At 71.0% G+C, this 21422-nt stretch carries 24 protein-coding genes and 1 riboswitch; of the genes, 12 read left to right on the top strand and 12 right to left on the bottom strand.

The genetic code is table 11. The features are described from left to right. Nucleotides 1–156: 156 nt before the first annotated feature. From ACFU8W_RS08835 to ACFU8W_RS08825, 3 genes are all read right to left on the bottom strand, one after another. Nucleotides 157–549: a DUF3040 domain-containing protein gene (locus tag ACFU8W_RS08835; protein ID WP_327246885.1), complete on the bottom strand. Its 393-nt coding sequence runs from the start codon at nucleotides 547–549 to the stop codon at nucleotides 157–159. Nucleotides 550–799: 250 nt separating this feature from the next. Then, nucleotides 800–1579 (bottom strand): class I SAM-dependent methyltransferase, encoded by a 780-nt coding sequence (locus tag ACFU8W_RS08830; protein WP_384033738.1) that lies wholly within the window; start codon nucleotides 1577–1579, stop codon nucleotides 800–802. Between the two features lie 102 nt (nucleotides 1580–1681). Beyond that, nucleotides 1682–2236 carry an SAV_6107 family HEPN domain-containing protein gene (locus tag ACFU8W_RS08825; RefSeq protein ID WP_384033735.1) on the bottom strand — a complete coding sequence of 185 codons (555 nt, stop codon included), beginning with the start codon at nucleotides 2234–2236 and terminating at the stop codon, nucleotides 1682–1684. 164 nt (nucleotides 2237–2400) lie between these two features. On the opposite strand from ACFU8W_RS08825, the gene ACFU8W_RS08820 reads away from it, so the two are divergent. The 5 genes from ACFU8W_RS08820 to ACFU8W_RS08800 all read left to right on the top strand — a co-directional run bounded on the left by ACFU8W_RS08820 (nucleotide 2401) and on the right by ACFU8W_RS08800 (nucleotide 8462). After that, nucleotides 2401–3201: an ATP-binding cassette domain-containing protein gene (locus tag ACFU8W_RS08820; protein ID WP_345514571.1), complete on the top strand. Its 801-nt coding sequence runs from the start codon at nucleotides 2401–2403 to the stop codon at nucleotides 3199–3201. After that, nucleotides 3173–5260 carry a YhgE/Pip family protein gene (locus ACFU8W_RS08815; RefSeq protein WP_384033731.1) on the top strand — a complete coding sequence of 696 codons (2088 nt, stop codon included), beginning with the start codon at nucleotides 3173–3175 and terminating at the stop codon, nucleotides 5258–5260. The genes ACFU8W_RS08820 and ACFU8W_RS08815 overlap by 29 nt, the downstream gene beginning before the upstream one ends. A 29-nt stretch (nucleotides 5261–5289) precedes the next feature. Further along, entirely contained in the window at nucleotides 5290–5901 is a 612-nt protein-coding gene (locus ACFU8W_RS08810; protein WP_384033728.1) for a TetR/AcrR family transcriptional regulator, read from the top strand. A gap of 370 nt (nucleotides 5902–6271) precedes the next feature. Continuing rightward, a complete protein-coding gene (locus tag ACFU8W_RS08805) occupies nucleotides 6272–6910 on the top strand; it encodes a DUF4126 domain-containing protein (RefSeq protein WP_345514567.1) in 639 nt (212 codons plus the stop codon). Nucleotides 6911–6941: 31 nt separating this feature from the next. Continuing rightward, complete coding sequence (locus tag ACFU8W_RS08800; RefSeq protein ID WP_384033725.1) at nucleotides 6942–8462, top strand: phytoene desaturase family protein; 1521 nt, start codon at nucleotides 6942–6944, stop codon at nucleotides 8460–8462. 106 nt (nucleotides 8463–8568) lie between these two features. On the opposite strand, the gene ACFU8W_RS08795 is transcribed toward ACFU8W_RS08800, so the two are convergent. The 7 genes from ACFU8W_RS08795 to ACFU8W_RS08765 form a co-directional block, all read right to left on the bottom strand. Further along, nucleotides 8569–9498 (bottom strand): hypothetical protein, encoded by a 930-nt coding sequence (locus ACFU8W_RS08795; RefSeq protein WP_384033723.1) that lies wholly within the window; start codon nucleotides 9496–9498, stop codon nucleotides 8569–8571. A 50-nt stretch (nucleotides 9499–9548) separates the two neighbouring features. After that, entirely contained in the window at nucleotides 9549–10466 is a 918-nt protein-coding gene (gene metF / locus ACFU8W_RS08790) for a methylenetetrahydrofolate reductase [NAD(P)H] (RefSeq protein ID WP_384034290.1), read from the bottom strand. Nucleotides 10467–10621: 155 nt separating this feature from the next. Further along, nucleotides 10622–11275 carry a thiamine phosphate synthase gene (gene thiE / locus ACFU8W_RS08785; RefSeq protein WP_384033720.1) on the bottom strand — a complete coding sequence of 218 codons (654 nt, stop codon included), beginning with the start codon at nucleotides 11273–11275 and terminating at the stop codon, nucleotides 10622–10624. Between the two features lie 127 nt (nucleotides 11276–11402). Then, nucleotides 11403–11768, bottom strand: a complete 366-nt coding sequence (locus ACFU8W_RS08780) for an Rv2175c family DNA-binding protein (protein ID WP_345515685.1) — start codon at nucleotides 11766–11768, stop codon at nucleotides 11403–11405. Between the two features lie 42 nt (nucleotides 11769–11810). Then, a complete protein-coding gene (locus ACFU8W_RS08775) occupies nucleotides 11811–11996 on the bottom strand; it encodes a peptide-N4-asparagine amidase (protein WP_384033717.1) in 186 nt (61 codons plus the stop codon). Nucleotides 11997–12134: 138 nt separating this feature from the next. After that, complete coding sequence (locus ACFU8W_RS08770) at nucleotides 12135–13319, bottom strand: NAD(P)/FAD-dependent oxidoreductase (protein WP_384034287.1); 1185 nt, start codon at nucleotides 13317–13319, stop codon at nucleotides 12135–12137. A gap of 97 nt (nucleotides 13320–13416) precedes the next feature. Then, on the bottom strand, nucleotides 13417–13758 hold the full coding sequence (locus ACFU8W_RS08765) for a hypothetical protein (protein WP_345515681.1): 342 nt from the start codon (nucleotides 13756–13758) through the stop codon (nucleotides 13417–13419). A 51-nt stretch (nucleotides 13759–13809) separates the two neighbouring features. After that, a riboswitch (TPP riboswitch) is annotated at nucleotides 13810–13922 on the top strand. Between ACFU8W_RS08765 and thiO the strand changes: the two genes are divergently transcribed. The 6 genes from thiO to ACFU8W_RS08735 all read left to right on the top strand — a co-directional run bounded on the left by thiO (nucleotide 13920) and on the right by ACFU8W_RS08735 (nucleotide 19701). Continuing rightward, nucleotides 13920–15128 (top strand): glycine oxidase ThiO, encoded by a 1209-nt coding sequence (gene thiO / locus ACFU8W_RS08760; protein ID WP_384033714.1) that lies wholly within the window; start codon nucleotides 13920–13922, stop codon nucleotides 15126–15128. Its footprint overlaps the riboswitch before it by 3 nt. Beyond that, a complete protein-coding gene (gene thiS, locus ACFU8W_RS08755; protein WP_384033711.1) occupies nucleotides 15125–15343 on the top strand; it encodes a sulfur carrier protein ThiS in 219 nt (72 codons plus the stop codon). Before thiO ends, thiS begins: the two co-directional genes overlap by 4 nt. Nucleotides 15344–15345: 2 nt before the next feature. Further along, on the top strand, nucleotides 15346–16140 hold the full coding sequence (locus ACFU8W_RS08750; RefSeq protein ID WP_384033708.1) for a thiazole synthase: 795 nt from the start codon (nucleotides 15346–15348) through the stop codon (nucleotides 16138–16140). A gap of 123 nt (nucleotides 16141–16263) precedes the next feature. Beyond that, nucleotides 16264–18174, top strand: a complete 1911-nt coding sequence (pknB, locus tag ACFU8W_RS08745; protein ID WP_384033705.1) for a Stk1 family PASTA domain-containing Ser/Thr kinase — start codon at nucleotides 16264–16266, stop codon at nucleotides 18172–18174. Between the two features lie 6 nt (nucleotides 18175–18180). After that, complete coding sequence (locus tag ACFU8W_RS08740) at nucleotides 18181–19038, top strand: deoxyribonuclease IV (RefSeq protein WP_384033702.1); 858 nt, start codon at nucleotides 18181–18183, stop codon at nucleotides 19036–19038. An 84-nt stretch (nucleotides 19039–19122) separates the two neighbouring features. Further along, on the top strand, nucleotides 19123–19701 hold the full coding sequence (locus ACFU8W_RS08735; protein ID WP_384033699.1) for a DUF4396 domain-containing protein: 579 nt from the start codon (nucleotides 19123–19125) through the stop codon (nucleotides 19699–19701). Nucleotides 19702–19728: 27 nt separating this feature from the next. On the opposite strand, the gene ACFU8W_RS08730 is transcribed toward ACFU8W_RS08735, so the two are convergent. Then, nucleotides 19729–20361 carry a sulfite oxidase-like oxidoreductase gene (locus tag ACFU8W_RS08730; protein WP_345515675.1) on the bottom strand — a complete coding sequence of 211 codons (633 nt, stop codon included), beginning with the start codon at nucleotides 20359–20361 and terminating at the stop codon, nucleotides 19729–19731. A gap of 154 nt (nucleotides 20362–20515) precedes the next feature. On the opposite strand from ACFU8W_RS08730, the gene bfr reads away from it, so the two are divergent. After that, nucleotides 20516–20995 (top strand): bacterioferritin, encoded by a 480-nt coding sequence (gene bfr / locus ACFU8W_RS08725; protein ID WP_266986592.1) that lies wholly within the window; start codon nucleotides 20516–20518, stop codon nucleotides 20993–20995. Nucleotides 20996–21027: 32 nt separating this feature from the next. On the opposite strand, the gene ACFU8W_RS08720 is transcribed toward bfr, so the two are convergent. Further along, nucleotides 21028–21360 carry a bacterioferritin-associated ferredoxin gene (locus ACFU8W_RS08720; protein WP_384034284.1) on the bottom strand — a complete coding sequence of 111 codons (333 nt, stop codon included), beginning with the start codon at nucleotides 21358–21360 and terminating at the stop codon, nucleotides 21028–21030. Nucleotides 21361–21422 lie beyond the last annotated feature (62 nt).

The raw sequence follows: 21422 nt of genomic DNA, 5'->3' as shown, positions 1-21422 counted from the left end.
ATCGCAGGGCGGGGGATCGTCCTCGTACAGGACGTACGTGATCGGCCGGTCACGACACCGGAAACACCCATGAGCGGTCACAGCCCCGGGTCGAACATGGGTGAGGGGCGGCCGCATTCCTGCGGCCGCCCCTCACCCATCGGTTTTCCGAAAGCGTTACTGGCCCTGCTCGTCGCGGCGTCGCTGCCACCGCTGCTCGATCCGGTTCATCACCGTTCGGCGTGGCTTGGACTGTCGGCGCTCGCTCCCGCCGCCGGCTGCCTGTTGCTCGCCGGGCTTGGGCGCCTTGCGCCAGCCAGTGACCGCAAGGACCGCGCAGCCCAGCATGACGAGGAATCCCACCACACTGATCCAGATCTGCTGGGCGACCATTCCGGCCATGAGGAGCGCGATACCCACCAGGAAGCCTGCGACCGCCTGGTAGACCCGTCGTCGGGTGTACGTACGCAGCCCGCTTCCCTCGAGCGCTGTCGCGAACTTGGGATCTTCGGCGTACAGCGCTCGCTCCATCTGCTCGAGCATTCGCTGCTCGTGCTCCGAGAGCGGCACGGAGTCCTCCTCGTCGTCGGCCGCGGGGGGCGGCCGGTATGCGGCCCTTCCAGGATAGGCAGGGATTCGCCCCCGTGAAACCCGCCCTCATCGCCAATCAGCCAGTCCGGGCCGCCACGACGGCTCAGCTGCTGAGGCGTAGATTCCCCAACCTCCGATCCGTCATGCCGGATGGTGTCCCCCGATCATACGTGGCGCGGCCCCCGATCGGGCGTCCTGGGGCGTACTCCGTCTGCAGCTTCGTTGCTGATCAGCCGCGCTGCGGCCGCCCCTCTGCACCCTTGGCGCCCAGAACGTGCAGCTGGGTCGCGACCGCGTGGAAGGCCGGCAGTTCCGCGACGGCGCTCTCCAGCTTGAGCAGTGCCTCCATCGCACCGGGTTCGGTGTCCACCAGGACGCCCGGTACGAGGTCGGCGAAGACCCGTACACCGTGGACCGCGCCGACCTCGACGCCCGCTGCGGAGACCAGCTCGGTGAGCTGCTCCGCGGTGTAGCGCCGGGGCACCGGATCGCCTTCGCCCCAGCGGCCCGCCGGGTCGGTGAGCGCCCGCCGGGCCTCGGTGAAGTGCCCGGCGAGCGCCCGTGCCAGGACGGCGCCGCCGAGCCCGGCGGCGAGCAGGCTGAGTTCACCGGACGGGCGGAGTGCGTCGACCGCGTTCCGTACCCCCTCAGCGGGGTCGTCGACGTACTCCAGGACGCCGTGGCAGAGCACCGCGTCGTACCCACCGCGGTCGACCACCTCGAACAAACCGAGGATGTCGCCCTGGACGCCTCGGACACGGTCGGCGACCCCGGCCTCGGCGGCGCGGCGCTCCAGCGCGAAGAGCGCGTTGGGGCTGGGGTCGACGACGGTGACCCTGTGGCCGAGCCGGGCGACCGGCACCGCGAAGTTGCCGGTGCCGCCACCGGTGTCCAGGACGTCCAGGGCGTCCCGGCCGGTCGCCTTGACCTGGCGGTCGAGGGCGTCCTTCAGGACGTCCCAGACCACGGCGGTACGGAGGGAGGCGCGGGGGCGCAGCTGGTCCGACACGGCAGATGACTCCTCGGCACGGTGCCGCCGCTGACGGCGGAGCGTGAACAGTGCAGGTGATGCAGGTACTGTCCACCCTATTGCCTCGGGCCACCGCCGCCGTCATCCCGCGTCGGGCCGCTCCTTCCTGGTCTGCGGGAGTGTCGGCTGGAGGACCAGCAGCCTCTCGACGAGGCGCAGGAACATGGCCGCGTCGCGCAGCAGGTCGTCGGCGTCACGGCTGCTGGCCGCCCCCGGTATACCCGCTTCCGCGCGGGCCCGGCGGAGGGCCCCGGAGGCGAACAGGGCGCTCCATTCGGTGAGTTCCGGGGCGATCTCCGGAAGGACTTCCCAGGCGCTGCGGATCCTTTCCCGCCGCCGCCTGGTGGTCTCGGGCCGTCCGCGTGCGGCGAGCACTGCGGCGGCGGTGCGCAGGGCCGCGAGGTGGGCGGTGGCATAGCGCTCGTTCGGCACGGTGAGCACGGCGGCCTCGTCGAGGCCGATACGGGCCTGAGCGAGCAGGTCGAGGGCTGCGGGCGGCGCCGTGGCGCGGCGCAGCACGGGGTGGACGTCGTTCGCCGGACCGCTCGACGGAGAGGACGGGGCGGGGCCGGTCGGTGAGGGGGCAGGGCCGCCTGCGCGGCGCCGAGAGGCGGCTGCTGCGGACGAGTTGGCCATGACGAACCTCCTGTCGTCGTGTGACGGCTCCGTGGCCGTATGTATCCATCGTGGGGGACACCACTGACAATCGGCACCAATCAGCCGCTGACCTGCACTTTTGCTTCGATCGCGAGTTCGGGTTACCTTTTGAACTGACTGGTCAGTTCAAAAAGGGAGGATCTGTGGACAGCCCGCACGGGGCAGCTGTCACCGCCGAGGACTTCGGGCTCAAAGGACCGCGCGGCTGGGCCTTCCGGAGTGTGCGGATCGACGCCGGGCCCGGCGCACTGGTCGCGATCGAGGGCCCGTCCGGCTCCGGCCGCACCTGTCTGCTGCTCGCCCTGACCGGCCGGATGCGTCCCTCCGAGGGCCGTGCGGAGATCGGCGGTCTGCGCCTGCCGCGCCAGATGGCCGCCGTACGCAGGATCAGCGCCCTCGGCCCGGTCCCCGGCGTCAGCGAACTCGACCCGGCCCTCACCGTCTCCGAGCACCTGCGCGAGCGGGCCCTCCTGCAGCACCGCTTCGACGGCTCGCTGCGTGCCCTGCTCCGCCCGCGCGCAGAGCGCGCCGCCACGGCCCGGGCCCGGATCGACGCCGCACTGGACGCCGCCGGACTCGACCCCACGACCCTGCCCAAGGCCGAGCGGACCTCCGTACGCGATCTGGAACGGCTGGAGGCGCTGCGGCTGTCCGTCGCCCTCGCGCTGATCGGCCGCCCGCGGCTGCTCGCCGTGGATGACACCGATCTCAAGCTCTCCGACGCCGAGCGCGCCGAGGCCTGGGAGATGCTGCGCTCCGTCGCCGCCGGCGGAACGACCGTGATCGCCGTCTGCAGCCAGGCCCCCGAGGGCGCGATCACCGTGCGTACGGGCAGCGCCGGGACCACGGACACCACCGACACCGCAGAGACCACCGACGCCCCTGGGGCGACGGCGACCGAGGAGGGGACGGCCGATGCGATCGCCGAGACTGGCCGCGCTTGAGCTGAAGCGTTTCGGCAGGGGGAAGCTGCCCCGCGCCGCACTCGTCGCGCTCCTGCTGCTGCCCCTGCTCTACGGCGCCCTGTATCTGTGGTCCTTCTGGGACCCGTACAGCCGCCTCGACAAGATCCCCGTCGCGCTGGTCAACGACGACAAGGGCGCCACCGCGGCCGGCGAGCGCGTCGAGGCGGGTGACGAGATCACCGCCAAGCTGCTCGACTCCAAGGTCTTCGAGTGGCACGAGGTGAGCTCCGCCGAGGCCGGCCGGGGCGTCGAGGACGGTACGTACTACCTCTCGCTGACCATGCCGTCGGACTTCAGCAAGCAGATCGTGTCCAGTTCGGGTGACTCCCCCGAGACCGGCGCTCTCCAGGTCCGGACGAACGACGCCAACAACTACATCGTCGGGCAGATCTCCCGGACGGTGTTCTCCGAGGTCCGCACCGCCGCCTCGACCAACGCCTCGCGCGGCTTCCTGGACCGGATCTTCATCTCCTTCTCCGACCTCCACGACGCGACGGCCGAGGCGGCCAAGGGCGCCGACGACCTCAAGGACGGGATCGGCAAGGCCAAGAAGGGCTCGAAGGACCTCGCGGACGGCTTGAAGGACGCCAAGGCGGGCAGCGGGCGCCTGGAGAGCGGGATCACCAAACTGAACAAGGGCGCGGGAGACCTCGAAACCGGCTCCCGACAGGTCGCCGACGGCACCCAGCTCCTCGCCGACAAGGTCAACGGCGTGGCTGCCGACGTCCGCCCGTTCCTGAAGGACAACGGCAAGTCGATCGGTGACACCGCCCGGCTGGTCGCCGATTCCTCGCAGACCGTGCGGGACAACCTCGACGTGCTGGTGGAGGCGGCGCCCACCGCGGCGACCGCCGCCCACAGGGCCTCCGACGATCTGGCCGACGTCTACCGCACCCGCTGCACGGAGCAGCTGCTCCCCGACCCCGCCGCCTGTCCCCCGCTGAAGCGCGCCACGACCGCGGCCGCCGATGTCGCAAAGGTCGCCGACGATGTGAACGTCCTGGTGAAGGACCAGAACGGAGACCTGAAAAAGCTGCGCGGGCAGCTCACCACTCTGCAGAAGCAGGCCGACGCCCTCGCCGAGCGCTCCCCACACCTGGACGAGGACCTGAGGTCCGCCGTCGCGAAGATCAACGCGCTCAACACCGGTGCCCACAAGGTCGCCAGGGGCGCGGACGAACTGCACACGGGTCTCGCCACGGCCAAGACCGGATCCGCCGATCTGAACACCGGCGTCGGCAGGCTGAAGACGGGCGCAACCGACCTGGACGGCGGGCTGATCCGGCTGAACGACGGTTCCGTCACGCTCGCCCAGGGGCTGAACGACGGCGTCGGCAAGATCCCGGACTACGACAAGGAGGACCGCGACCGGCGCACCGATGTCATGGCCGATCCGGTCAAGCTCGCCTCCCAGTCGCTGCACCGGGCCCCCAACTACGGCACCGGATTCGCGCCCTACTTCATCCCGCTCTCCCTCTGGGTCGGCGCGATGGTGGCGTACATGCTGATCCAGCCGCTCAATCGGCGGGCGCTCGCCGCGGGGGCCTCCGCGTGGCGCATCGCCTTCGCCGGCTGGCTGCCGGTGGCCGCGATCGGTCTGCTGCAGGTGGCAGCCCTGATGTCCGTACTGCACTGGGGGCTGGGGCTGCAGATGGCCCATGCCGCCGGGACAATCGGCTTCCTCGCCCTCGTGACCTGCTGCTTCGGTGCGATCGTGCAGTGGCTGAACGCCCGGTTCGGTGCGGCGGGACGGATCCTCGTGCTCGCGGTGCTGATGCTGCAGCTGACCTCGGCCGGTGGCACGTATCCCGTCCAGACCAGCCCCGGCTTCTTCGGTGCGATCCACCCGTACCTGCCGATGAGCTACATCGTCGAGAGCCTGCGCCGGCTGATCACGGGCGGCGGGCTTGGCCCGGTCTGGCAGGGCTGCGCGGTGCTGCTGGCGTTCACCGCGGGGGCGTTGGCCCTGACCGCGGTATCCGCCCGGCGCAAGCAGGTGTGGACGCTGGACCGGCTGCATCCGGAGCTGAGCCTGTGAGCGCGCCCGGACCTGTGAGAATCGAGCGCATGGAAAGCAGTAGCACCACGCGCCGCCAGGCCACCCGGCAGAAGCTCTACGAGGCGGCCGTCACTCTCATCGCCGAGAAGGGTTTCTCGGCGACCACGGTCGACGAGATCGCCGAGCGCGCCGGAGTCGCCAAGGGCACGGTCTACTACAACTTCAAGAGCAAGACCGAGCTCTTCGAGGAACTGCTGCGGCACGGCGTCGGGTTGCTGACCGCTTCGCTGCGGTCCGCGGCCGAGGAGACGGCGAAGCACGGCGGTACCCGGGTCGAGGCCCTGGACGCGATGATCAGGGCCGGTCTGGCCTTCATCGACCGCTATCCGGCCTTCACCCAGCTGTACGTCGCCGAGCTGTGGCGCACCAACCGCGCCTGGCAGGCGACCCTCCTGGTGGTACGTCAGGAGGCCGTCGCCGTGGTCGAGAACGTGTTGCGCGAGGGCGTCGGCAACGGTGAGCTCAGCGAGGAGATCGACATCCCGCTGACGGCGGCCGCCCTGGTCGGCATGGTCCTGGTGGCGGCCCTGGACTGGAAAGCGTTCCAGCCGGAGCGATCCATGGACGACGTGCACTCGGCACTGTCCCTGCTGCTGCACGGCCGGGTCAGCGGGCACTGACGCCCCGGGGCGACGTCCGCACACGCGGAAGCGCCGGTCCTGCGAGGCTCGATCCCCCCGAGCCTCGCCCGACCGGCGCTTCCTGCACTGCCGGAGAGCCTTCCCCCGTGACCCCCGTGTGTTCCCCCGTGGTCCGCGGCCCTCCGTTGCGCACCCCCGTGCGCCCCCGTTCCGGAAGGAGTGCGGCACCCGTTCCGCCGCCCCGTGTCGGCGGTACCGGCGCTGCGCCCCTTCCGTGCCCTCCACTCTTCCGTCTGCGCAGGTGGGAGCCCATCCGCGCACCTACTCATCTCGCCGACTAGGTACGGATACTCAGAGCTGCGCACCGGACCCCACCCGGAGCGGCACGCTCCTGGTTACGATCGCGTCCGTGTCCGTACTCCCCCTGGTGTTCACAAGTGGCTGGGCGAGCGGGATCAACGCCTACGCGGTGGTCCTGTTGCTCGGCATCTTCGGCGCGACCGGAATCAGCGACGAGGTGCCCGCGTCGCTGCAGCGCACCGATGTGCTCGTGGTGGCCGCCGTTCTCTTCCTGTGCGAGACGGTCGCGGACAAGATCCCTTACATGGACTCGGTCTGGGACTCGGTACACACCGTCATCAGGCCGGTCGCCGGGGCTGTCGTGGCGGCGCTGCTGGCCGGAGAGAGCGGTTCGCTGCCGGAGCTGGCGGCCGGGGCCGTCGGCGGTTCCACGGCGCTGATGAGCCATCTGGTGAAGACGGGCACCAGGATGGCGGTGAACACCTCCCCCGAGCCGTTCAGCAATGTCGCGGTGAGCACGGCCGAGGACCTCGGCGTCGCCGGGATCATCACGTTCGCGATATTCCATCCGCTGGCGGCGGCGGTCATCGCCGCGACCCTGCTCTTCCTCGGCCTGGTGGTAGTGATCTTCCTGGCCTCCCGCATCCGCCGGTTCCTGCGCCGCCGAGCGCAGCGGCGGGGGGAGAAACACCTGGCCGGAGCGGGTTCGGGGCCTTCGGCGCCTCGTTCGCACTGGCCTTCCGGCTGAGCTGTCGGTGCCGGCCGCTAAGGTCACTGACATGGCACGTATTGCGGTGATCGGCGCCGGGATGGGCGCGATGGCAGCGGCCGCCCGGCTGGCCGTGGCAGGGCACCGGGTGACGGTGTACGAGCGGTCGGAGACCTTCGGCGGCTCGGTCGGCCGGTATGCCCGCGACGGCTTCGCCTTCGACACCGGCCCCTCGCTGCTGCATCTGCCCGCCGTCTACCGCGACCTGTTCGTGAAGACCGGCAAGGAGCCGCTGGAGCGGTGCGTCACGATGACGCAGGTCGACCCGGCGAGCCGCCATCTGTTCGCCGACGGCACGGCGGTCTCGCTGCCGAACGCCTCGCGCGCCGGGGTGGTCGCCGCCCTGGACAATGCGCTGGGGGCCGGTGCGGGCGGCAGCTGGGGCGGGTTCCTGGACCGGGCCCGCGATGCCTGGGACCGGTCCCGGCGGCCACTGCTCGAGGAGCCGTTGCGCGCCGACTGGGAGGTGCTGGGCCGCGATCCGTACCCCGCTCTCCGGCAGCGCCGGCTGCTGCGCTCAGCACGCCTGGCGGGCACGGTCGCGGAGGTCGGCGCCTGGGAGCTGACGGACCCCCGGCTGGCCGCTCTCCTCGACGGATACGCGCTGGCGTACGGCCTCGATCCGCTGCGCGCACCGGCGAGCGCGGCCCTCCTGCCGTACATGGAGGAGACGTTCGGCAGCTGGTACGTGGCGGGCGGAATCCGGGCACTGGCGCAGGCGGTGTACGAGCGGTGCCTGGCCCGGAAGGTGGAGTTCGTCTTCGGCGCCGAGGTGGCCCGGGTCGTGGAGAAGGACGGCCGGGCAGCGGGCGTCGAGCTCGCCGCGGGCACGGTCGCGGAGGCCGACCACGTGGTGCTGGGGGCCTGGCCGCACCCGGATCTGGTGCCGGGTCAGGGGCTCTGGCAGAGCGGTGATGTGACGGCTCAGCCGCGACCGGGCGGCGGGACTCCGGTGCCGGGCCGGTTCCAGGTCCTGCTGTCGCTGCGCGGCGCCCGGCCCGCGGACGCGGCGCACCGGACGGTGGTGCACGGCGCGGACGGAGCGGCGGAGCGCGAGGCGGTGTTCGGCGGTCGGCTCGCCGCAGGTCCCACGGTGACGGTGATCCGCCCCGACGATCCCGCAACCCGCCCCGACGACGCCCACGAGGCCGTGACGCTGACGGCGACGGTCGCCCCGCACGGCGCGGTGGACTGGACGGACGATGCGCTGCGCGAGCGGTACGCAGCCACGCTGATCGAGGCGGCCGGCGCGGCCGTTCCCGGAATACGGGAGCGGGTGCTCCACGCCGAGGTGCGGACGCCCGTCGAGAGCGCGGCCGACACCGGCGCCGAGGGCGGCTCGGTGCCCGCGCCCGCGCTCGCCGGGGCCGGGGGCGCGTATCTGCATCCGGGCAACCGCACCCGGCTGCCCGGGCTCTACCTCGCGGGTGGCTGGTCGCACCCGGGCGGCGGGCTCGCGCACGCCGGGATGTCGGGAGCGCTCGTCGCCGGGCTCATCGTGGAGGGCGACGGCTTCCGCGGCTCCCAGTGAGGGGCCCGGTGCCCCTGAGGGGACGGGTGCCGGACACGTCCGGTCGCCGCTCCGTCGTCCGCCAGCCGACGAGCTCGGCCTCCGCCCGACGGCGAGGCCTGTCCCGTCAGTAGCGGTACTGGTCGTTGTGTCCGGTGTCGTAGCCGTTCGGGAACGGCGCGGGTTGTGCGGGCTGCTCCGGTGGCAGCGGCGGGTACTGCTCGCCCTCGCGCTGCTGCGGCACCCAGACGCCGCCCGGCGGCGTCTCGGAGGCGTACTGCTGGGCGTAGGGGTCTGCCGTGAACTGCTGCTGACCGCCGTAGCTGTCATGGCTCGCGTACGGATCCTGCGCCCCGTACTGCGGGGAGCCGGTGGTGGTGCCGATGTACGGGTCGGAGTACGCGGCGTACTGCTGCCGGTCCGTGCCGTAGTCGTACTGCCCGGCGTAGGAGTCCTGGCCCGCGTACGTGCCCTGCCCGCCGAAGCTGTCCTGGCCGGCGTACGAGTCCTGGGCGGGCGCGGTGTACGTGGAGTGGTCCGGGTACGGGTCGTAGGAGGCGTACGAGGGCTGCGCCTGCTGGGACTGCTGCGCGCGCCGGGGGTCGGTGTAGATGCCGTACTGCCCGGTGTCGTCGGGCAGCGGCTCCGGCTCGTAGACCGCGGCCCCGCTCGCGGGAGCGGGCTTCTTCGCCTCGTCCTGGTCCGAGTGGTCGTACTCCATCTCCAGGTCCGACACCTCCAGCGTGGGCTCCCGGTGGGTGTCCCGGGCGCCCCCCGACCGGCGGCGACGGCTCGCGCCCGGGCTTCCGCCTATGGCCCAGCCGGTCGAGAAGCCGCGCCGGAACGAGAGCGTGACGTACGTCTGGCCGGTGGCGAACGCGATCGCGCCGACGGCGATGACGAACACGGACGGCATCAGCACGCCGACGACCACACAGGCGAAGCCTGCGAAGGCGAGCAGGCGCCAGCGAAGGCGCGCCTTGTACTGCAGCAGCACCTCGCCGAGCAGCCACAACGCCACGATGCCGAACGCGATGTAGAGGACCGTCCAGCCCATGCCCGCCCCCTTCTACGGCCACCGCCCCGGATCGTGGCGGGTACGGCCGGTCACGACTGCTTGTGCAGTCCGAGATTCTCGTAGATCTCGAGCGTCGCCGTCGAGTTGTTGAGCGTGATGAAGTGCAGTCCGGGTACACCCTCGGAGCGCAACCTCGCGCAGAACTCCGTCGCGAACTCAATCCCAATGGAGCGTACAGCGGCGGGATCGTCCTTGACGTCGAGGATGCGTTCTTTCAGCGACGACGGCAGCGACGCGTTGCTGAGCTGCGGAAACCGCTCCAACTGCTTGACGCTGGTGAGCGGCATGACCTCGGGGATGATCGGCGTGTCGCAACCCGCAGCAACCACTCGGTCACGCATACGCAAATAGTCCTCCGGATTGAAGAACATCTGCGTGATCGCATAGTCGGCGCCGGCACGGCACTTGTCCACGAAATGCTGAATGTCGGCGTCCCAGTCGGTCGAGCGCGGGTGCATCTCGGGAAATGCGGCGACGCCGACACAGAAATCGCCGGATTCCTTGATGAGCCGAACGAGATCGGCCGCGTACCGCACACCCTGCGGGTGCTCGACCCACTCACCCATCGGGTCGCCCGGCGGGTCGCCGCGCACGGCGAGGATGTTCCTGATTCCGGCGTCCGCGTACTGTCCGATCATGTTGCGGAGTTCGGCGACGGAGTGGTTGACGGCGGTCAGATGGGCGACCGGGGTGAGCGTGGAATCGGCCGCGATCTGCTCGGTGGCCCGCACCGTTCCGGCCCGGGTGGAGCCGCCGGCACCGTACGTCACGGAGACGAAGCTCGGCCTCACCGCCTCGACACGGCGCAGCGCATTCCAGAGATTCCGCTCGCCCTTCTCGGTTTTGGGCGCCCAGAACTCGAACGAATACGACGTCTTGCCGGTCGCGAGAAGGTCACGCACGGTGCGTGCGTGATCTGTCCTGGTAGAAGGAGTGCCAAGGGCCATACTGAAGGTTAACCAGGGCTCGACGGTGCCCCAACCAGACCAGCGGCAATTGCCCGAATTGACTGGTGGTTTGTCCACCCCTCGGACACCCTTCGCGCAGTCCCCGGGCGAACCCGGTCGTTCATGGCTGCCCCGCGACTTTCCCGACGTGCTTGTCAGACGTCGGCGCGCGCCCTGATCCGCTTCGCGAGCCCGGCGGCGGCCGCGGCCGGATCGTCGGCCTCGGTGATGGCCCGTACGACCACGATCCTGCGCGCCCCCGCGTCCAGCACCTCGTCGAGGTTGTCCGCGTCGATCCCGCCGATGGCGAACCACGGGCGCGTCCGGCCGAGCGAGGCGGCGTACCGCACGAGGTCGAGGCCCGGGGCGTGCCGGCCGGGCTTGGTCGGGGTGGGCCAGCAGGGTCCGGTGCAGAAGTAGTCCACGCCGGGCTCGGCGACGGCCGCGTCGACCTCGGACTCGGCGTGTGTGGAGCGGCCGATCACCACGTCCTCGCCGATGATGGCCCGGGCGGCGGGCACGGGCAGGTCCCCCTGGCCGAGGTGGAGCACATCGGAGCCGATGGCATGAGCGACATCGGCCCGGTCGTTCACCGCGAGGAGCGCGCCGTGGCGCCTGCAGGCGTCGGCGAAGACAGCGAGGTGTTCGAGCTCCTCGGCCGCTTCCATGCCCTTGTCGCGCAGCTGGACGATGTCGACACCGGAGGAGAGCACGGCGTCGAGGAACTCGGGGAGGTCCCCCTCGCGCCTGCGGGCGTCCGTGCACAGATAGAGCCGGGCGTCGGACAGCAGCGCGCGAGGCGTGGGCATGGTGCGGTTCCCCCTTGGGACGGAGCGGTACGACCGGTGGTGCGGAGCGGTACGACGGGGCGGCTCGATGCGACGGTGCGGGCCGTGCGGAGGCGCACGGCCCGCACCCCTCGTGCGGTCGTCCCGGTCAGACGGCGAGCGCCTGGGCGCGGCGCTTCACCTCCGTGCCGCGATTCTCGCTCAGCGCCTGTGCGGGGGTACCCGGCAGGGTCGGGTCAGGGGTGAAGAGCCACTCCAGCATCTCTTCGTCGGAGAAGCCGTCGTCCCTCAGGAGCGTCAGGGTGCCGGAGAGGCCCTTGACCACCTTGTTGCCGTCGATGAAGGCAGCAGGCACCTGGAGCGCCCGGTTCTCACCACGTCGTACGGCGATGAGCTGGCCTTCCTTGACCAGCTGCCGCACGCGCGTCACCTCGACATCGAACATTTCTGCGATGTCGGGGAGGTGGAGCCAGGCAGGGACGAGAGCATCGATCTTTGCGTCAATCTCGGTCACAGGACAAGCCTGCCATCCCGCACTGACAGCCGATACCCGGACTCATCCCTTCAGGGCCTCGCGGACCCCCTCGATGGCCGGGATCGGCCGCCACAGGGTCGGCACGGTGCCGCCGGAGTGGACGACCGGATACGGCTGGGCGAGGCCCGCAGGGCGCCCGTCCACCGTGACCTGCACCTCTCGGCAGGGGCCGCCGCCATGAAGATTCCGCGCAGCGCGCGGACCCATCGGTAGGGGGACATGTACCTCCTTCGGACAGGGTCCGGTGATCCAAAAGCTGTACAGTGCACCCTTTTTGCCCGGCAGCCAAGAGGCGTCCGCACAACGGAGATTGGACACCGGACCCGTCACGGATCCGTCGGCTTCTTACTGACGCACCGTCGATTTCAGCGGTACGGAGGGATCGGCCGCCCGCACCGGATCGAGCCGCGCCCCCGCCTCGATGAGCTTGCGCCCCTGGGCCAGGTCGCGCGGCCGGCCGACGGCGAGGACGGCGACCAGCGCGCCGTCCCGCAGCCAGAGCACCGACCAGGCGGGACCGTCCGGCTCACCGCGCCACAGCAGCGTGTCGGCGCCCCCGTGATGGCCCGCGTACTGCACGAACCGGTCGAACTGCTCGGACCAGAAGTACGGCACGGGGTCGTACGTGAGCGGCTGCGGCGCCCCGCCGGATCCGGCGCCGATGATGTTGGCGGCGGCGGTCCGCGGCCCCTGGACGGCGTTGTCCCAGTGGTGGACGAGGAGGCGCGTGCCGTACCGCGCGGAGGGGAAGGAGGCACAGTCCCCGACGGCGTACACATCGGGCAGCGAGGTGCGCAGCGCTTCGTCGGCGGTCACCGATCCGTCCGGTCCGAGCGCGATGCCGGAGCCGGCCAGCCAGGCCGTGGCGGGCCGGGCACCGATCCCGACGACCACCGCTCCTGCCTCGAGTGCGCGGCCGTCGGCGAGGACCACGCGGCCGGGCTCGATGCGGGCCACCGGCGCACCGGTGAGGAGTTCGGCGCCGCTCTCCCCGTACCAGCGGGCCATCGGGGCGGCGACCTCGGCGGGCAGGACGCCCGCGAGCGGCCGGTCGGCGGCCTCGACGACGGTGACCTCGCAGCCCGCGGCGCGGGCCGCGGTGGCGAACTCCGCGCCGATCCATCCGGCGCCGACGACCACGACGGTGTGCTGCTCACCGAGGACCGGCCGCAGCCGTGCGGCGTCGTCGAAGGTGCGCAGCAGGTGGACGCCGCGCACACCCTCCGAGCCGGGGAGCTCGACCGGTTCGGCGCCGGTGGCGATGACCAGGACGTCGTACGGGACGGGGCCCGTCGGGGTGTCCAGTTCGTGCGCCGCGGACCGCACGCCGGTCACGTCGCGGCCCAGTTGCAGCTCGATGTCGAGCGCCTCGAAGTCGATGTCGAAGGCGGAGTCCTCGGCCTTGCCGAGCAGCACCGCCTTGGACAGCGGCGGCCGGTCGTAGGGCTGGTGGGGTTCGGCTCCGATCAGGGTGACCGGGCCGGTGAAGCCCTGTTCCCGCAGGGCCACGGCGGTCTGCACACCGGCCATGCCCGCACCGACGATGACGATGCGGCGCTCGGTCCGCCGGTCTGGTTGCTCAGTCTGCTGCTCGCTCACCTGTCCACCTTAAGCATCTGACGATCCGTCAGCCAGACAGTTCTTCGACCACGCTCGTCCCGCTGCCCTCCTGCGACTCCCACTCCCACCGCTCGTCCAGCCGCACCCGGCCGTCCGGGAGGTCGACGACGGTGGAGAGGCAGTGTCCGGAGGATGTCGTTCCGTCCTGCTTCAACTGGACGTACCGGAAGTCGAGTCGATCGGCGGTCCTGGTGCCGACGAGATGGCCCCGGACCACGTCGCCGCCCGCGTACTCGGCCCAGATCCGGCCGTCCTCCTCGTGGTACGTGAAGCGGGTACGGGTGCCGACCTGGCCCGGCGCCTGGTCGGCGACCGGCGAGAGGACGAGTCCGTCGAGCGAACGGGCCACGGTGACTGCTCCCTTACAGGGTCCGGGGGACGGGGTCTAGGGTGGCCACCGTAAGGCACTCGCGGGAGCCCGGACGCACCGGGCTGAGAGGGAGGCTGGGCGGCCTCCGACCGTACGAACCTGATCCGGGTCATGCCGGCGAAGGGAGGGGCTGGACGCCCATGCGTTCTTCCGGGAACACATCCGTATCCGCACAAGGATCCGACGTCCTCGTCATCGGGGGCGGGATCATCGGTCTGGTGACCGCCTGGCGGGCTGCGCAGCACGGTCTGCGCACCGCGGTCGTCGACCCCGAACCGGGCGGCGGGGCCGCCCAGGTCGCGGCCGGGATGCTCGCCGCCGTCACCGAACTCCACTACGGCGAGCAGATGCTGCTCGGCCTCAATGTCGCGTCCGCCGCGCGCTACCCGGCCTTCGCGGCCGAACTGGAGGCGGCGAGCGGCCAGGACATCGGCTTCCGCGCCTGTGGCACCCTGGCGGTCGCCCTGGACTCCGACGACCGCGCCCATCTGCGGGAGCTGCACGCGCTGCAGCAGCGTTCGGGGCTGGAGTCGGAGTGGCTCACCGGCCGTGAGTGCCGCCGGCTGGAGCCCATGCTGGCGCCGGGCGTGCGCGGCGGTCTGCGGGTCGACGGCGACCACCAGGTCGATCCCCGCCGGCTGGCCGCCGCTCTGCTGACGGCCTGCGAGCGGGCCGGGGTGGTCTTCCACCGCGACTGGGTGGAACGCCTCGGCGTGGCACGGGGCCGGGCCGCCGGAGCCGTACTCGCGGCCGGTACGGTGCTGGCCGCCGACCAGGTCGTACTCGCCGCGGGCAGCCGCAGCGGGCGGCTCGCCGGGCTGCCGGACGAGGTCGTTCCCCCGGTGCGGCCCGTAAAGGGACAGGTGCTCCGGCTGACGGTGCCCGCCGCGTACGCACCGTTCCTCACTCGCACCGTGCGGGCCGTGGTCCGAGGCAGCCATGTCTATCTCGTCCCGCGCGAGAACGGAGAGCTCGTCGTCGGCGCGACCAGCGAGGAGATGGGCTGGGACACCACCGTCACGGCGGGCGGGGTGTACGAGCTGCTGCGCGACGCCCACGAGCTGGTGCCCGGCATCACCGAACTGCCGCTCACCGAGACCCGGGCCGGCCTTCGCCCCGCCTCCCCCGACAACGCCCCGCTGCTCGGTCCCACCGCCCTGCCCGGCCTCCACCTCGCCACCGGCCACCACCGCAACGGCGTCCTGCTGACCCCCGTCACCGGTGACGCCATGGCCGAGCTGCTGACCACCGGCGAGCTGCCGGCCGTGGCCCGCCCCTTCGCCCCCGGGCGGTTCGCACCCGCCCCCGTACCGCCCTCCTCCTCCGTACGTCAGGAGCAGCCCGCATGACCGACTCCCTTCCGCTCAACGTCTCCGTGAACGGCGATCCCCGTTCGATCGCCGCGGGGACCACCCTGGAGACCCTTGTCGCGACTCTGACGGCGGCGCCCTCCGGGGTAGCCGCGGCGCTCAACGAGACCGTCGTCCCGCGCAGCCGCTGGGCGGTCGCCGCCCTCGCCGACGGCGACCGGATCGAAGTCCTCACCGCCGTCCAGGGAGGCTGACCATGTCCGACGATCTCTTCGCCCTCGGCGGCACCACGTTCGGCTCCCGACTGATCATGGGAACGGGCGGGGCGCCCAGCCTCGACGTGCTCGAACGCTCCCTGACGGCATCCGGCACCGAGCTGACCACCGTCGCGATGCGCCGCCTCGACCCGACCGTGCAGGGCTCGGTCCTCTCCGTCCTCGAACGCCTCTCGATCCGCGTCCTGCCGAACACGGCGGGCTGCTTCACCGCGGGCGAGGCCGTGCTGACCGCCCGGCTGGCCCGCGAGGCGCTGGGCACCGACTGGATCAAGCTGGAGGTCGTGGCCGACGAGTGGACTCTGCTGCCCGACCCGATCGAGCTGCTGGACGCCGCGGAGACCCTGGTGGACGACGGGTTCACCGTCCTGCCGTACACCAGCGACGACCCGGTGCTCGCCCGGAAACTGGAGGACGTGGGATGCGCGGCGATCATGCCCCTCGGTTCCCCCATCGGCTCCGGGCTCGGCATCCGCAATCCGCACAACTTCCAGCTGATCGTCGAGCAGGCCCGGGTTCCGGTCATTCTCGACGCGGGCGCCGGGACCGCCTCGGACGCGGCGCTCGCGATGGAGCTGGGGTGCGCGGCGGTGATGCTGGCGTCGGCGGTGACCCGGGCGCAGGAGCCCGAGCTGATGGCGGCCGCGATGCGGCACGCGGTGGACGGCGGGCGGCTGGCGTACCGCGCGGGCCGGATCCCGCGGCGCCATTTCGCCGAGGCCTCCTCACCGGTGGAGGGGCGGGCGGTGCTGGACCCGGAGCGGCCGGCGTTCTGAGCGCACGCTCCCGGGTCCGTACGTTACTGAAGTGCATGTCCCTGTCACGGCTCGGCTGCAGTACGGCCCCGGGATCGCCCCGGCCCGTCAGCCGTGTCCGCGCCGGCTCGTAGACTCGACTGCGTGGATATGACCCTCCAGGACCCGCTTGTCGGGCAGCTGCTCGACGGCCGTTACCGCGTCGATGCCCGCATCGCCGTGGGCGGGATGGCCACGGTCTACCGAGCCATGGACACCCGGCTCGACCGGGTGCTCGCCCTCAAGGTGATGCACCCGGCGCTCGCGACCGACGCCTCGTTCGTCGAGCGTTTCATCCGCGAGGCCAAGTCGGTGGCCAGGCTCGCGCACCCCAATGTGGTCGCGGTCTTCGACCAGGGCGCCCAGGGGGCGTACGTCTACCTGGCGATGGAGTACGTCGCGGGCTGCACGCTGCGCGACGTCCTGCGCGAGCGCGGCGCCCTGCAGCCGCGCGCCGCCCTGGACATCCTGGAGCCGGTCCTCGCAGCGCTCGGTGCCGCACACCGGGCGGGGTTCGTGCACCGCGACATGAAGCCGGAGAACGTCCTGATAGGGGACGACGGCCGGGTGAAGGTCGCGGATTTCGGTCTCGTGCGGGCCGTGGGCTCCGACACCAACACCACCGGATCCGTCCTGGGCACCGTCTCCTACCTCGCCCCCGAGCAGATCGAGCACGGCACGGCGGACACCCGCACCGATGTGTACGCCTGCGGTGTCGTGCTGTACGAGATGCTGACGGGCGCCAAGCCGCACACCGGGGACTCCCCCGCCCAGGTCATCTACCAGCACCTCAACGAGGACGTCCCGGCCCCCTCGGCCGTCGTCCCCGGGCTCCCGGTCGAGCTGGACCACCTGGTCGCGAGCGCCACCGCCCGTGACCCCGAGGTCCGCCCGTTCGACGCGGTGGCCCTGCTGGCCGAGGCCCGCACCGCGCGCGCCGCGCTCACCGACGAACAACTGGACGCCGTACCGCCGCAGGCCCTCGCCGAGGTGCACGACGCCGCCGAGGACCGCACGAGCGTGATCCCACGGGTACTCCCGGCCGGTCAGGGCACCGCCCACCACACCAGCCGGCTGGAGATGCCCCCGCCGCTGACGCCCGAGCAGGACCGGCAGGCCCGACGCGGGCCGCGGCGCGGAATGCTCGCCGCGATCGTCGCCGTGCTGCTGGTGCTCGCGGTCGGTTCCGGTGTCTGGTACATCAACTCGGGACAGTTCACCCGGGTCCCCTCCCTGCTCGGCCAGACCGAGAAGGCGGCCGAGCAGCGGCTCTCTGCCTCCGGGCTGGAGCTGAAGAGCGTCAAGCGGGCGTACAGCGACAGCGTCGAGCGTGGCAAGGTCATCGGCAGCGATCCGAAGTCCGGCGCCCGGATCCGGGGCAACGGCGCGGTGACGATCACCGTCTCGCGCGGCCCGGAGATCGTGAAGGTGCCCCACGTCGAGGGCACCGCGCTGGCCGAGGCCCGGCAGACGCTGAAGAAGAGCGGGCTGGTGCCCGGCATGGTCACCAGGGAGTTCAGCGGGGAGTTCGACCGGGGCGACGTGATCCGTACGGATCCCGAAGCGGGCACCCAGCGCCACCCCGACTCCGCGGTCGCCCTGGTCGTCAGCAAGGGCATCCCGGTCGATGTCCCCGATGTCACCGGACTGTCGGTCCAGGACGCCACCGCCGCACTGGACGAGGAGGGGCTGAAGGCCGAGGTGCTGCCCGGCCGCGTCAACTCTCCCGAGGCCGAGGGCGACATCGCGCACCAGTCCCCGGGTCAGGGTGCCCAGGTCGCCGAGGGCGACACCGTCACGCTCACGGTCTCCAAGGGCCCGCGGATGATCGACGTACCGGACGTCACCGGCAAGGACGTCGACCGGGCGACGAGCCTGCTGAAGGCGGCGGGCTTCGAGGTCAAGGTCGACCGTCCGTTCCTCTCCTTCAGCGACAAGATCGCCAGCCAGTCCGTGGACGGCGGCGAACAGGCCCCCGAGGGCAGCACCATCACCATCAAGACCAAGGGGCTCTAGATCCATATGCGCAACCCCGTCGGCGGCCACGTCCCCGTGGCCGGCGGCCTCGCCAGAGTCGGCCTGCCCTACGCCCGCGAGATGGGGGCGGAGGCCGTCCAGGTCTTCGTCGCCAATCCACGCGGCTGGGCCACGCCCACCGGGAACCCCGCGCAGGACGAACAGTTCCGCGCCGAATGTGCAGCCGAGTCGATACCGGCGTACGTCCACGCCCCGTACCTGATCAATTTCGGCTCGCACACCGAGGCCACCGTGGAGAAGTCCGTGGACTCGCTGCGCCACTCCCTGCGCCGGGCCCGCGAGATCGGCGCCCTGGGCGTCGTGGTGCACACCGGCTCGGCGACCGGCGGTCGGCCGCGGGCGGAGGCCCTGGCGCAGGTACGGACGCACATGAGGCCGCTCCTCGACGAGCTCACCCATGACGACGACCCGTATCTGCTGCTGGAATCGACGGCCGGACAGGGGTTCTCGCTCTGCTCGCGGACCTGGGACTTCGGCCCGTATTTCGACGCACTCGACGCCCACCCCAAGCTCGGTGTCTGTCTCGACACCTGCCACATCTACGCGGCGGGCCACGATCTGGCGGGTCCCGCGGGCATGAAGCAGACGCTGGACCTGCTGGTGGACACGGTCGGCGAGGGGCGTCTGAAGCTGATCCACGCCAATGACTCCAAGGACGTGGTGGGAGCCCACAAGGACCGGCACGAGAACATCGGCGCCGGGCACATCGGCGAGGAGCCGTTCCGGGAGCTGTTCTCGCATCCGGCGACGGCGGGGGTGCCGCTGATCATCGAGACGCCGGGCGGCAAGGAAGGCCATGCGGCCGATGTGGCACGACTGAAGGGGCTGCGCGACCAAGGCTGACCGCGAAACCCATTGAGGAATACCCCTAGGGGGTATACGGTTCCTGTTGTCGACAGGAACCGCCACCGGCATTGGGGGACCGCCATGCAGCACGACACGCGCGACGAAGAGCACCAGCAGCACCACGAGCGCCACGGACAGGGTCACGACGGCAGCAGTCACGCCGACCACGCGGCCCACGCCGGCCACTCGGCTCACGCCGACCATGCGGCACACTCCCCCGGCCGGGTCGGCTGGGCCATGGCCGCGCGCGCCACACTGCACTGCCTCACCGGATGCGCCATCGGCGAGATCCTCGGCATGGTGATCGGCACGGCTCTCGGCTGGGGCAACGCGGAGACGATGGTCCTCGCGATCGTCCTGGCGTTCTTCTTCGGCTACACGCTGACGCTGCGCTCGATCCTGAAGGCCGGCGTCGACTTCCGTACGGCGTTCCGGGTCGCCCTGGCTGCCGACACCCTCTCCATCGCGGTGATGGAACTGATCGACAACGGCGTGATCGTCCTGTGGCCGGGCGCCATGGACGCACAGCTCGCCGACGCGCTGTTCTGGGGGGCGCTCGCACTGTCGCTGGCCGTGGCCTTCGTCGTCACCACACCGGTCAACAAGTGGATGATCGGCCGCGGCAAGGGCCACGCGGTGGTGCACCAGTACCACCACTGAGGACGGTCCCGCACCGGGACCATCAGGTCAGAGCTCGGGGCCTTCCCCGGGCTCTTCCTGATAGGAGTAGCGCTGCTCGCGCCACGGGTCGCCGATGTTGTGGTAGCCGCGCTCCTCCCAGAAGCCGCGGCGATCGGCCGTCATGTACTCGACGCCCCGGACCCACTTGGGCCCCTTCCAGGCGTACAGGTGCGGTACGACAAGGCGCAGCGGGAAGCCGTGCTCCGCTGTGAGCAGCTCACCGCCCTTGTGGGTGGCGAAAAGCGTGCGTTCTGAGGTGAAGTCGGCGAGCCGCAGGTTCGAGCTGAATCCGTACTCGGCCCAGACCATCACATGCGTGACCTGGGGCGCGGGTGGTGCGAGTTCCAGGATCGTACGGGCGAGGACCCCGCCCCATTCGGCCCCGAGCATGCTGAATTTCGTGACGCAGTGCAGATCGGCGACGACCGAGGAGAACGGCAGGGCCGAGAACTCCTGATGGTTCCAGCAGTGCTTCTCGCCGTCCGCGGTGGCTCCGAAGACCCGGAACTCCCAGCGGTCGGGCTTGAACTTGGGAACCGGCCCATAGTGGGTAACCGGCCAACCGCGCTGCAGTCGCTGACCCGGCGGAAGCTCGGACTGCTCTGATTCGCGGTATTCCCGGCTTTCCGGCTGACCCATGCCTCCATGGTGACAGACAGGCAGGGGTGGTCATGACCAGGGCAGCGACCATTCGGGCAACTCGTACTAAGCATGCACTTACTGGACGGCTGAGGGGTGCGGTGCGAGGATGCGGCCAACCTGCCCAGTTCACCGGTTGGAAGGAGCCTCTGCGATGCAGGGCGACCCCGAGGTCCTCGAGTTCCTGAACGAACAGCTGACCGCCGAATTGACTGCCATCAATCAGTACTTCCTGCATGCAAAGATGCAGGACAACTTCGGCTGGACGAAGCTCGCGAAGTACACCCGGTCCGAGTCGTTCGACGAGATGAAGCACGCGGAGACCCTGACGGACCGCATCCTCTTCCTCGATGGACTCCCCAACTACCAGCGGCTCTTCCACGTACGCGTGGGGCAGACGGTCACCGAGATGTTCCAGGCCGACCGCCAGGTCGAGGTGGAGGCGATCGACCGGCTCAAGCGCGGCATCGAGTTGATGCGGGGGAAGGGCGACATCACGTCCGCAAATATCTTTGAATCGATCCTGGAGGACGAGGAGCACCACATCGACTACCTCGACACCCAGCTGGAACTGATCGAGAAGCTCGGCGAGCCGCTCTACATCGCGCAGCAGATCGAACAGCCGGACAGCTGAGTGCGGGACAGCCGATTCCGGGACAGCCCGATTCAGGCCGCGTCGGGGAGCCGGACGCCCGGAACCGGGCCGGGACCGATGCCCGGGACCCGTCCGGGGGCGAGGCGCGGGCCAATGAGGGGCGCCGCACCTGGCGTGGTCGAGGGGGTCCGCTCGGGGGCGTCACCGGGGGCCTGCTTCTGGTCCAGCAGCTCCCGGCGCGCGCACGCGCCGCGGCCGAGCATCGCCTGAATCCGGCGGACACAGCCACCGCAGTCCGTGCCCGCCTTGCAGGCGTTGGCTATCTGGCGGGGGGTGCACGCCCCGGCGTCCGCATGCTCCTTGACCTGCTGCTCCGTAATGCCGAAACACGAGCAGACGTACATGCGGTTCACCTCCCGGCAGGATGGTCATGGATGCCACCCCGTTGAACGGTGAGGCTAACCTA

This window comes from Streptomyces sp. NPDC057565, assembly GCF_042801455.1.
In the GTDB taxonomy this organism is placed as follows: domain Bacteria; phylum Actinomycetota; class Actinomycetes; order Streptomycetales; family Streptomycetaceae; genus Streptomyces; species Streptomyces yanii.
Note: the sequence above shows the minus strand (reverse complement) of the source record. Positions and strands in the feature narration are given on the sequence as shown.

What these genes read in the sequence shown, in the direction of transcription:
- ACFU8W_RS08770 (WP_384034287.1), bottom strand. Translation starts at nt 13,319, where the DNA reads ATGGCCGGTGTGCAGACCGCCGTGGCCCTGCGGGAACAGGGCTTCACC.
- ACFU8W_RS08735 (WP_384033699.1), top strand. Translation starts at nt 19,123, where the DNA reads ATGCAGCACGACACGCGCGACGAAGAGCACCAGCAGCACCACGAGCGC.
- thiE (WP_384033720.1), bottom strand. Translation starts at nt 11,275, where the DNA reads ATGCCCACGCCTCGCGCGCTGCTGTCCGACGCCCGGCTCTATCTGTGC.
- ACFU8W_RS08720 (WP_384034284.1), bottom strand. Translation starts at nt 21,360, where the DNA reads ATGTACGTCTGCTCGTGTTTCGGCATTACGGAGCAGCAGGTCAAGGAG.
- ACFU8W_RS08730 (WP_345515675.1), bottom strand. Translation starts at nt 20,361, where the DNA reads ATGGGTCAGCCGGAAAGCCGGGAATACCGCGAATCAGAGCAGTCCGAG.
- ACFU8W_RS08740 (WP_384033702.1), top strand. Translation starts at nt 18,181, where the DNA reads ATGCGCAACCCCGTCGGCGGCCACGTCCCCGTGGCCGGCGGCCTCGCC.
- thiS (WP_384033711.1), top strand. Translation starts at nt 15,125, where the DNA reads ATGACCGACTCCCTTCCGCTCAACGTCTCCGTGAACGGCGATCCCCGT.
- ACFU8W_RS08815 (WP_384033731.1), top strand. Translation starts at nt 3,173, where the DNA reads ATGCGATCGCCGAGACTGGCCGCGCTTGAGCTGAAGCGTTTCGGCAGG.
- ACFU8W_RS08795 (WP_384033723.1), bottom strand. Translation starts at nt 9,498, where the DNA reads ATGGGCTGGACGGTCCTCTACATCGCGTTCGGCATCGTGGCGTTGTGG.
- ACFU8W_RS08775 (WP_384033717.1), bottom strand. Translation starts at nt 11,996, where the DNA reads ATGGGTCCGCGCGCTGCGCGGAATCTTCATGGCGGCGGCCCCTGCCGA.
- ACFU8W_RS08825 (WP_384033735.1), bottom strand. Translation starts at nt 2,236, where the DNA reads ATGGCCAACTCGTCCGCAGCAGCCGCCTCTCGGCGCCGCGCAGGCGGC.
- metF (WP_384034290.1), bottom strand. Translation starts at nt 10,466, where the DNA reads ATGGCCCTTGGCACTCCTTCTACCAGGACAGATCACGCACGCACCGTG.
- ACFU8W_RS08810 (WP_384033728.1), top strand. Translation starts at nt 5,290, where the DNA reads ATGGAAAGCAGTAGCACCACGCGCCGCCAGGCCACCCGGCAGAAGCTC.
- bfr (WP_266986592.1), top strand. Translation starts at nt 20,516, where the DNA reads ATGCAGGGCGACCCCGAGGTCCTCGAGTTCCTGAACGAACAGCTGACC.
- thiO (WP_384033714.1), top strand. Translation starts at nt 13,920, where the DNA reads ATGCGTTCTTCCGGGAACACATCCGTATCCGCACAAGGATCCGACGTC.
- ACFU8W_RS08750 (WP_384033708.1), top strand. Translation starts at nt 15,346, where the DNA reads ATGTCCGACGATCTCTTCGCCCTCGGCGGCACCACGTTCGGCTCCCGA.
- ACFU8W_RS08800 (WP_384033725.1), top strand. Translation starts at nt 6,942, where the DNA reads ATGGCACGTATTGCGGTGATCGGCGCCGGGATGGGCGCGATGGCAGCG.